General features: G+C 46.7%; 11 protein-coding genes. 3 read left to right on the top strand and 8 right to left on the bottom strand.

Annotated elements, in window-relative coordinates:
- Window positions 1–1,015 precede the first annotated feature (1,015 nt).
- The 3 genes from dapF to coaE all read right to left on the bottom strand — a co-directional run bounded on the left by dapF (window position 1,016) and on the right by coaE (window position 3,729).
- Window positions 1,016–1,894 (bottom strand): diaminopimelate epimerase, encoded by an 879-nt coding sequence (gene dapF / locus Q0140_RS05110; protein ID WP_297962518.1) that lies wholly within the window; start codon window positions 1,892–1,894, stop codon window positions 1,016–1,018.
- A gap of 175 nt (window positions 1,895–2,069) precedes the next feature.
- Complete coding sequence (locus Q0140_RS05105; RefSeq protein WP_297962516.1) at window positions 2,070–2,990, bottom strand: tetratricopeptide repeat protein; 921 nt, start codon at window positions 2,988–2,990, stop codon at window positions 2,070–2,072.
- Window positions 2,991–3,054: 64 nt separating this feature from the next.
- Window positions 3,055–3,729, bottom strand: a complete 675-nt coding sequence (gene coaE, locus Q0140_RS05100) for a dephospho-CoA kinase (protein WP_297962514.1) — start codon at window positions 3,727–3,729, stop codon at window positions 3,055–3,057.
- 73 nt (window positions 3,730–3,802) lie between these two features.
- On the opposite strand from coaE, the gene purM reads away from it, so the two are divergent.
- From purM to Q0140_RS05085, 3 genes are read left to right on the top strand one after another with little or no spacing between them, the layout of a single operon-like run.
- Window positions 3,803–4,786 carry a phosphoribosylformylglycinamidine cyclo-ligase gene (gene purM, locus Q0140_RS05095; RefSeq protein ID WP_297962512.1) on the top strand — a complete coding sequence of 328 codons (984 nt, stop codon included), beginning with the start codon at window positions 3,803–3,805 and terminating at the stop codon, window positions 4,784–4,786.
- Window positions 4,787–4,830: 44 nt separating this feature from the next.
- Window positions 4,831–5,034 (top strand): hypothetical protein, encoded by a 204-nt coding sequence (locus tag Q0140_RS05090; protein ID WP_297962509.1) that lies wholly within the window; start codon window positions 4,831–4,833, stop codon window positions 5,032–5,034.
- 13 nt (window positions 5,035–5,047) lie between these two features.
- The gene (locus tag Q0140_RS05085) at window positions 5,048–5,194 is read left to right on the top strand and encodes a hypothetical protein (protein WP_297962507.1); all 147 of its coding nucleotides are present in this window, start codon (window positions 5,048–5,050) and stop codon (window positions 5,192–5,194) included.
- Between the two features lie 57 nt (window positions 5,195–5,251).
- Here the strand turns inward: Q0140_RS05085 and Q0140_RS05080 are convergent, their stop codons facing one another.
- The 5 genes from Q0140_RS05080 to Q0140_RS05060 all read right to left on the bottom strand — a co-directional run bounded on the left by Q0140_RS05080 (window position 5,252) and on the right by Q0140_RS05060 (window position 8,622).
- Window positions 5,252–5,698 carry a cupin domain-containing protein gene (locus tag Q0140_RS05080; protein ID WP_297962505.1) on the bottom strand — a complete coding sequence of 149 codons (447 nt, stop codon included), beginning with the start codon at window positions 5,696–5,698 and terminating at the stop codon, window positions 5,252–5,254.
- 169 nt (window positions 5,699–5,867) lie between these two features.
- A complete protein-coding gene (locus Q0140_RS05075) occupies window positions 5,868–6,437 on the bottom strand; it encodes a flavodoxin (protein ID WP_297962503.1) in 570 nt (189 codons plus the stop codon).
- A 100-nt stretch (window positions 6,438–6,537) separates the two neighbouring features.
- Window positions 6,538–7,197, bottom strand: coding sequence for a carboxymuconolactone decarboxylase family protein (locus Q0140_RS05070; RefSeq protein WP_297962501.1), 660 nt, complete (start codon window positions 7,195–7,197; stop codon window positions 6,538–6,540).
- Between the two features lie 105 nt (window positions 7,198–7,302).
- The gene (locus Q0140_RS05065) at window positions 7,303–7,530 is read right to left on the bottom strand and encodes an aldo/keto reductase (protein ID WP_297962499.1); all 228 of its coding nucleotides are present in this window, start codon (window positions 7,528–7,530) and stop codon (window positions 7,303–7,305) included.
- 225 nt (window positions 7,531–7,755) lie between these two features.
- A complete protein-coding gene (locus Q0140_RS05060; RefSeq protein WP_297962497.1) occupies window positions 7,756–8,622 on the bottom strand; it encodes an AraC family transcriptional regulator in 867 nt (288 codons plus the stop codon).
- Between the last annotated feature and the right edge of the window lie 335 nt (window positions 8,623–8,957).

The raw sequence follows: 8,957 nt of genomic DNA, 5'->3' as shown, positions 1-8,957 counted from the left end.
TTTATAGTAAAAATGTTCGCATGGAAAGCTGAGTGGGAGGTAAAAAAGGAATATGGCAAAGAATTTGGTGATCTATCCTCCATGCGCTCAATCTTGCGCTTTATAATACTTCTTATCATACTTAGCATTTTGATTAAATTTCAATTAAGCGTATGAAAGATACATTTTTAGATATTGCGCTCGTTTTATTTGGCATCGTCATGCTTGTCGCGATACGACAAAAATCTTTATTAAAATTTACAATCTTCGTTGTGATTTTAGCGCTCGCCAGAGAGTTAATCATCAGGCTTTATGCCTAGTTTCGACGAAACCGACGCGGATGGAATTTAAAATTTAAACGACAAAATGACGGCGCGACGGAATTCGGCGGGCGCAAATTTTAAATTTTGCCGTAACTACACTATGCTTTTATCGTCGTTAGTAAATTCTACCGCACTTCAAGAATTGCCGCATCTATAAATCCAGCCTTTATCGTCAATGATAGATTTATCCGCGCCGAGGATTTGCGCTTGATGTCGCACTTTCTGCTATTAGTGGCGGATTTCGCTCGTGCAAATGCGACGGAATTTCACTTGTGTGAACACGACGGATTTTTGCGGCGGCAGTAAAAATTATAAACCGAACGAGCGGGCTAGAGCGTAAATTTTATAACGCTATAATGCTTAAATTCCGCAGAAGCCTAAATTAGCGCAATACAAGTGCAGAATTCAATCAAAAAATTTCAAACTTAGTGGTAAAATTCCGCGCACTAAAATTTTAAAATTTTATTTCATAAAATTCCGAAATTTAGGAATTAAATTTTGCAATGAGACGGCAAATTTTACTTCGCAATTAAAATTCTCACCCAATCCATCCCCGAAAATTCTAAAATTTCATCATCATAAAATTTTAAAATTCCAATGCCATATTGTGAATTTATTATTTTATAAAACGGAGCAAAAAGCGAAATCTTGCATAAATCGCACTCAAAAATTTTACGAATTCTCGCGCAAACCGGCTCGAAATTTTGCCCTGCCTACTCCAAGTATCCGATAAATTCGCCATCGAAAGTATGCCTAACGTCGCCGCGAAAGTAAATTTTGCCTCTATCGCCTAAGCGCAAATTTAGCGTTTCGCCGCTTGCAGGTACTACGCGGATGTCGGGAGCTAGCCCCATATTTTCGACGCCTGCGATGAAGCATGCTGCCATCCCCGTACCGCATGCGAGAGTTTCTGCCTCTACGCCGCGCTCAAAGGTGCGCACCTTTAAAATTTTGCTTGCGAGGCGACTTTGAACTAACGCATAACTAACGTTAGCGTTATACTTTTCGCGCAGATCGCGGGCTAGCGCGGCGTCGAACTCATTTAAATCGCTAACAAAAGTTACTAAGTGTGGCACTCCTGTGTTATAAAAATACCACGTTAGCCCTGCCTCCTCAAAGCTCTCGCCAAGGCGTTTAGGACGAGTTAACATTACCTCGACATTAGCTACTAACGCGTGAGCGTTAGGACGCAGATTGAAAATCTCGCCAAAGCTTACATTGCGTAGCTCACCGCGCATGCTCTCGCTCAAATTTCCGCCGAAAATACCGAAAATTTCACCGCTAATTACACCTGCGCCGCTTAGGAATTTCATGCTCTGTGCGGCCAAGAAATTTTCATACGCATACATGCATACCGCGCGCGAGCCATTGCCGCACATATCGGCGCTGCTGCCGTCGCTATTGTAAAATTCCCACTCGAAATTTATCCCCTCGATACCGTTAAATTTCGGCAGTACGACGATGAGCCCGTCAGCGCCTACTCCATCGCGCCTGTCGCATAGCTCGCGCGCTAGCTTGGATCTATCCGCCTTAACTGAATCCGTAAATATTACGAAATCGTTGCCGCTCGCATTATATTTTGAAATTTTCATCATCTACCTCGCAAATTTTTAAAATTACTAACGCTCACTAACGCTTTATTAAAATTTTACTTCTATCTAAATCTAAACCTACCGCTTATTTTAGACCCTTCAAGACATGTTTTTCTAACTCGCCCGCATTAGTTAGCTGGTTTATTGTAAGGCATTTCACGCTTGATGCTAGAACTTACCTCATAGTTTTTAAATGCTCGCAAGCATCAAATCTTCCGAGCTTGCAAGCCTTTTCATAAAGCTCGCGCGCCCTCTTTTTATCTTTCGCTACGCCCCAGCCCTTTTCGTATTGATACGCTAAATTTGAGCAAGCTAGCGGCTCGTCGCTTTTCTCGCACGCTTCGCTAAAATACTTCGCAGCAAGCGCGTGATCCCTTTGCCCGCCGTCGCCTTTAAAATACGTGACGCCTAAATTTACGCACGAATCCACGTGTCCTTGCTCGCAAGCCCTCGTAAAAAATGTCCTGGCCCTGCTAGCGTCTTTTTTTACGCCGTCGCCGAGAGCGTAGCTAAGCCCGAGATTGTGGCACGCCTCGACCTGCCCCATTTTGCAAGCCTTGATCAAAAGCTCGATCGCCTTTTTCGTGTCTGGATAGACGCCGAGCCCCTTTTTATAGTTGTATGCAAGGCTCGCGCACCCCTCGCTGCTGCTTTTCTTACAAGCATCGCTAAAAAGCTCATTCGCCCTCTTGCGATCCTGCGTTACCCCCTGCCCGTCGTTGTAGAGCATCCCTAAATAGACGCAGCCCTTCTGCTCGCCGAGCTTGCACGCCCTGTCGTAATAGCGTGCGGCCTGCCTGAAGCTTCTATTTGAGTCGTATGCATAGCCTAAATTTGCGCAATCCAGCGCGTTTTCCTCGCCGCCAGCGTCGCAGCTGCGCTGCAGCTCATTTATCACGCGGCTTAGTTTTTTACAATCCATCTCGCTCCCCGCGGCGCAGCCTTTTCTTAGATCGTCGATCTCCGCCGAAGCGCCCGTCGCAAACAGCGCGGAGAGTAAAACCGCTCGCGCCGTAAATTTTAATCGCTCTTTAAGCGGCGTGCTTTTAAAATCTTGAAATTTAGCGCCGCTTTGGGCACAGCTACCGATCCTCATCGCCTCTCCTTTATTTTCAACTCATCTCAATTTACGTAGAAATTTTGCGCAACCGCGCAAAGGGCTAAATTTTATCTTTTAGCTCTTTTAAAAATCTCTCCACCGCGGCCTTAAGCGCGGCAAGATCTCTGCTATTATCTATCACAAAGTCCGCCATGGCGCGCTTTTGCTCGATATCCGTTTGCAGCTCCACGCGGTACTTTGCAGCGGCATAATCAAGCCCGTTTCTCTTCATCACGCGCGAAATCAGCGTATCTTTAGGCGCATAAACGACCGCCACTTTGTCGAAAAACTCATATCTCTTGCCCTCGAAAAACAGCGGAATATCGACAAAAAAAAGCTTTCCTTTTATCTCCAAAGCCTGCGCCTGCGATAAAATTTCAGCCGTTATCTTCGGATGCAGTAGCGCTTCAAGCTTTGCAAGCTCCGCTGGGTTTTTAAAAACCAGGTCGCCTAGCTTTTTGCGGTCCACCGAGGAGTAGCGGGCGGACGAAATTTCCTCGCCTGAACTAACGCTAAATTCCGCATGCGAACCAGAATTTTCAGCTTTCGAGTCTTTTTGCACGACGTATCGCGTACCGAAAATTTCAGCCACCTGTGCGGCACATCGATCCAAAACGTCATGCGAAATCTTATCGGCATCGATGATCTCAAATCCGCGATCACGAAGTAGCTCGCAAACCGCGCTCTTACCGCTACCGATGCTGCCTGTAATGACGACTGCGTGTTTAAATTTCAAGGTGAGCCTTTATAGCGTTTTTATTCGATTTTAGCTAAAATCTGCGAAATTATACCATCTTGGAGGATAAAATTTGATAAGCTACAAAGACGCGGGCGTCGATATAGACGCAGGAAATGACTTCGTAAACGCGATAAAACCGTTCGTTAAAGCGACGCAAACTCCGCACGTTTTGGGCGGAATTGGCTCATTTTCGGGTGCGGTGAGGCTACCCGCAGGCTACAAAAAGCCCGCGATCCTAGGCGCCACCGACGGTGTTGGCACAAAGCTACGACTCGCGATAGACGCGCGTAAATTTGACGGCGTGGGGCAGGATCTCGTCGCGATGTGCGTGAATGATCTCATCTGCAACTTCGCCGAGCCGCTATTTTTCCTCGACTACTACGCGACGGCGAAGCTCGAGACCCGTGACGCCAAAGAGGTAGTAAAAAGTATCGCCGAAGGCTGCAAACTCGCGCGTTGTGCGCTAATCGGCGGCGAGACGGCAGAGATGCCCTCGATGTATGAAAAGGGCGACTTCGACCTTGCGGGCTTTGCCGTGGGCATCGCGGAGGAGGACGAGATAGACCGCAGCAAATTTGTGCGCGAAGGCGACGTGCTCATCGCGCTTCCTAGCAGCGGCCTGCACTCCAACGGCTTCTCGCTCGCGCGCAAAGTAATCGCCGAGCTGGGGTTAAAATTTGACGACAAGGTAGGCGATCGCTCACTCATCGACGTGCTTTTGGAACCGACCAGGATTTACGTCGGAGACTTTTTAAATTTAAAAGACAAGATCCACGCGCTCGCGCACATCACGGGCGGCGGCATCGTGGAAAATCTACCGCGCGTATTTCCAGAGGGGCTGGGCGCGAAGATAGAGCATACCGCGATCCGCACGCCTGAAATCTTTAAAATCATCGCGCAAAAGGTCGAGCCGGCCGAGATGATGAGGACGTTTAATATGGGCGTTGGCATGATCGTCGTAGCTCCGAAAGAAAATGCGGACTTTGTGCTAGCAAACACTGACGGCTACGTCATCGGCGAGATCGTAAAAGGCGGGGGCGCACAGCTCGTGTAAATTTGAAGCGGTAAAATTTGCCGCTTTTTGCCAAGGCAGGGTTTATGTTTAGACTAAATTTTAAAGCCCGTATTGCGACCGCCTCCAAAAACAGCGCCGAGAATTATTATATGATAGGCCTAGCGGGCGACAAGTACGACTATAAGAACTATCTGCTTTTCCAAAGACCGATCAAGCTCGGGCGGTACGAGGACGCAGATACGCCGCATAACGGCTTATACGCCAAGTGTAGGCGACGTGTGCTATAACGGCTGCAAGGCAGTGAAAATCACTAGCGAGCTTATCGTTTTTGAAGTCCAAGACAGCGTCATCACCGTGGATATCCGCGGCGTTAAAATTCCCAAACGCTTCATTCAGTATTGCAAAGAAATTTTCGGCGATCTACTTAGTATCGAGGGGCAAATTTAAATACGCAGCGGCACGCAAAATTTGCCTGGCGACTGTCGCAAATTCTACCGGAGGATACTACCCCGAATCCTTTGCGTTCGCTTTTTCGATGAGGCTTTTATATTCGTCTTCGCTTACATGCTCCAGCCACGTTACGTTTTTGCCGTCTTTTTCAAAGGTTACCGCGATGTGCTCGCCGTCTTCGTGCAGTCCGGCTCCGTGCCAATGCTTGACGCCAGGCGGGCAGAGCACTACGTCGCCAGCACGAGCGATTTGCACGATGCCGTCCGCTGTGCCGGTGTAGATTTTGCCCTTCGTTACGATTAAATTTTGCCCCGCGGGATGCGTGTGCCATGCCGTGCGAACTCCGCGCGGAAAATGCACCAGCGCAGCTGCTACATTTGCATAAGGCGTCACAGAAAAAAGCAGCGTGACTTTAGGCAGTCCGCCTGCAAAAATTTTATCGCTCACCTTATCATAAACGGCGAGATTTTCCTTTTTAACCAAAACTTGCTTTTCCTGCATCTTTTCTCCTTTGTTTATATTTTTTGCAATGCTCTCTTGCGCGCTTAAATTTAATGCCCACGCCATCGCCGCTAAACTCAAAATTTTAAGAATTTAGCGTTCATTTTTTATCTTTCATTATGCTCGCTTTAAATTTAATCACAAATTTAAAGCCAAAGTGCGAGCTCGCCTAAAATTTCGCGAGCCACTCCTTTATCTCTTTTTCGCTCGGCCTCTCGCCAAAGCACTTCCCCGCCAGCCACTCGCCGCCGTTTGCTTTCTTGGCTAAATTTTTATCGCTATTTTCAAGCCCGGAGCTATAAACGGTGCAAAACGGGATCACTTTTTTGCCGTTAAAATCGTTGTTTTTTATAAACTCGTCGATCGGCCACGCAGCTTCGTGCCACCAGATCGGATAGCCCACGAAAACAGCCTCGTAACTCTCCCAGCCGGGGATTTTAGCGTTAGTTAGTGGTACGCTCCTAAATGATGCATCATCGTGCTCGCGGCTAACGCGACTTTTTGGATCATTGTAGTTTAGATCTGCGTTTGTGTAGGGTTGTGCCAGTTTTAGCTCGATTATCTTAGCACCTAAATTTTGCGCTATTAAATTTGCCGCTCTAGCCGTATTGCCGCCTGCGGAGAAATAGACTACGAGCGTCTTTTGCGGCTCAAATTTGATATTTTCCGCCGCGCTTTGGTTCGTCGCGAATGAACACATAGCAAGCGCCGTAGCCATTATTTTACTTAGTTCTTTCATTTTATTTTCCTTTCTTTTATCTCGTCTGTTCTTGCCAAAATTTGGCCGTTAAATTTCAAGGCGAGGCGTCATAAGACAAAACACCGCATAAAAGAGTCCGCTAAAGGCTTTTTAGGAAATCTCTTGCGTTTTGTACCTTTGTCTCGCCAATACATTCACTCAAAATTTTAAAAATTCTCTCGAACTGCTCGTCCGTAACGCCTAAATTTCTGGCACCGCCCAGGTGCGATTTTAGTTGCATATTTACATTATCTAGCGCTGCTAACGTCGATACGGTGATGATCTCGCGCTCTAAAAAGCCTAGATTATCCCTGCTAAAAAGATAGCCGAAAAGATAAGCCTTCAGTCCGTAATCGACCGCAGGCGCGTCAAAAAGCACCGTGCCCGAATAATCGCGCCCGAAGATATATTTTTGCGTCTGCTCGCCAAGCTCGTAAAAATCGCTGTCCAGAGCAACCGAGCTCGCGTCCTTGCCCGCTCCGTCTTTGATACCGACCGCCTCGCGCTGTTTTAGGAGTTCATTAAAGGCTATGAGTCCGTTTAGCCCCCTCGGAAAGCCGATGTAGGCGCTCTGATGCGATAACGCCTCCCTTATCTCGCTCACGCTAAGCCCCGCTTTTAGGGCATTTTCTAGCGCACCTTTTAGCTTACTCGCATCGCCTGCCGCCGTGTAAGCCGCAATGCTGACGAGCGCTAGCTGTTTGTGGCTAAGCGCCCCGTTTAGCTTTGTCGCATGCGAAAGTTTATTAAAATTTGCCATCGTTTGCTCCTTTGCCATGTTGAAATTTAAAGCACATAGAATCGTCAAAAGAATTCTAAAATTTTCATCTATTGCCGTTATCCTCTCACCGCAAGCGCTGCAGACTTAAGGGAAGCGGACGGTCATCTCGCGATCCACGCCGCCCGCTATTGCCGCTTTAACCGCCGCGCCAACGCCCTCTTCGTTGCGATAAGCCTGCGCGGTGTCGATGAGACGGTAACCCACGCCAATCGCATCCTCAACGCACCTTTGAGCCTCCGCAGGCTCCACCTGATAGACTCCGTAGCCTAAAATCGGCATTTTGTTGCCGTCGTTTAAGATTAAATACTGCATTTTTGCTCCTTGTAATTTTGATTTTTAAACTGAAATGATTATAACAGTTTTAGAAAATAGGCGGTAGAACGATCCTACAAAATCATTGCCTATTTCTGCAAATTTTATAAAAAATGCAAAATTTAGATCAAATTTGTAGTTAAGCTGGTCCAAAATATAAAATTTAGACAAAGAAGCTTGTGAAATAAAATCAATGAGAGGGCAGCAGACCTGCCCGCACTAAATTTAAGCGCCCGTTATGGCTAAGACGTGCGCCTTAGGAGGCATGCCAAACATCCTGGAGTACTCTCTATTAAACTGCGAAGGGCTCGCGTAACCGACGGCAAATGCGGCCTCTGCGGCGTCTAAATTTTGATTTATCAAGAGATTTTTCGCCTCTTCGAGACGGATCTTTTTTTGAAACTGAAGCGGACTAAGCGCCGTAATACGCTTGAAGTTATGATAGAGCGACGATGCGCTGATGCCGAGCTTTTTGGCTAAATTTTCGATATTTATCGCCTCGGTGTAGTTTGATTTTATCTCTTTGGCAGCGCGCGTGACGCGGTTTTCTATGGTTTCTAGCATTACGTATTGGCGTAGGAAATCGCCGTTTTCGCCCTTTAAGAGTATGTATAAAATTTCCTTTATCGCGAGTTTTGCTAAAAATTTAGCATCGTTTGGACGCTCTAGCAAACGGATAAATTTAAATACGGCCTCAAGCAGCTCATCATCTATCGCCCCAAGAGCTAGCCCTGCAAACTCGCCCTTTTTGCTCTCGGCGCCGCCAATGCTTTCGATTACGCCCAAGATATCTTCTAGCTCAAAGTTGATCTTTATGGCTAGATACGGGCAGCCTTTGATCTTCGCAACGGCGGAGATATGCGTAGCGGCTAGCAGATAGCACTGCTCGTCGTACTCGTAAAAATCATTACCGACTTTGGCTAGTTTAGAGCCTTTAAAAACCATGCAAAGCGCAGGCTCGTAAACGCCGGTTAAAAACTCCGTCGGCACGCTTGCTCGGTAGATAAATAGCTCCTTTATATCGCTTTGTATCTTACCGTCTGAGCTAAATTTAGCGTCCAAATACTTGCAAATTTCATCTATCTTGCTCATTGTGCCTCCTTGGTTTTTGGAATTTTAGCAAAATTTATAAAATAGTAAGCTGCGAATATCCACCGACCCGCTTTCTCAAATTTAGCAAGTAAATAGGCAAAGTCGGCTCGCCAAATATTAAAAGAGCTCAATCCGAAATGATAAATTCGGACGGTTTAACGACCGTCCGAAAATCAAAAGTCAAAGCAAGAGGCTAAAGCCATAAGCCGATTTACTCCATTTAAATTTATCTTGCCAGCTCAAGAATTTTAACGATGTTTTCGCGGCTGTAAAGCTCCGTCATATTCCACGCTTTGGCGTTTGTCGCGGCTACGTCTATGACCTCATTTAGCACC

It is taken from the genome of uncultured Campylobacter sp. (assembly GCF_938045405.1).
GTDB lineage: Bacteria > Campylobacterota > Campylobacteria > Campylobacterales > Campylobacteraceae > Campylobacter_B.
The sequence above is the reverse complement of the archived record's forward strand: the minus strand, read 5'-3'. Positions and strand labels throughout refer to the sequence as shown.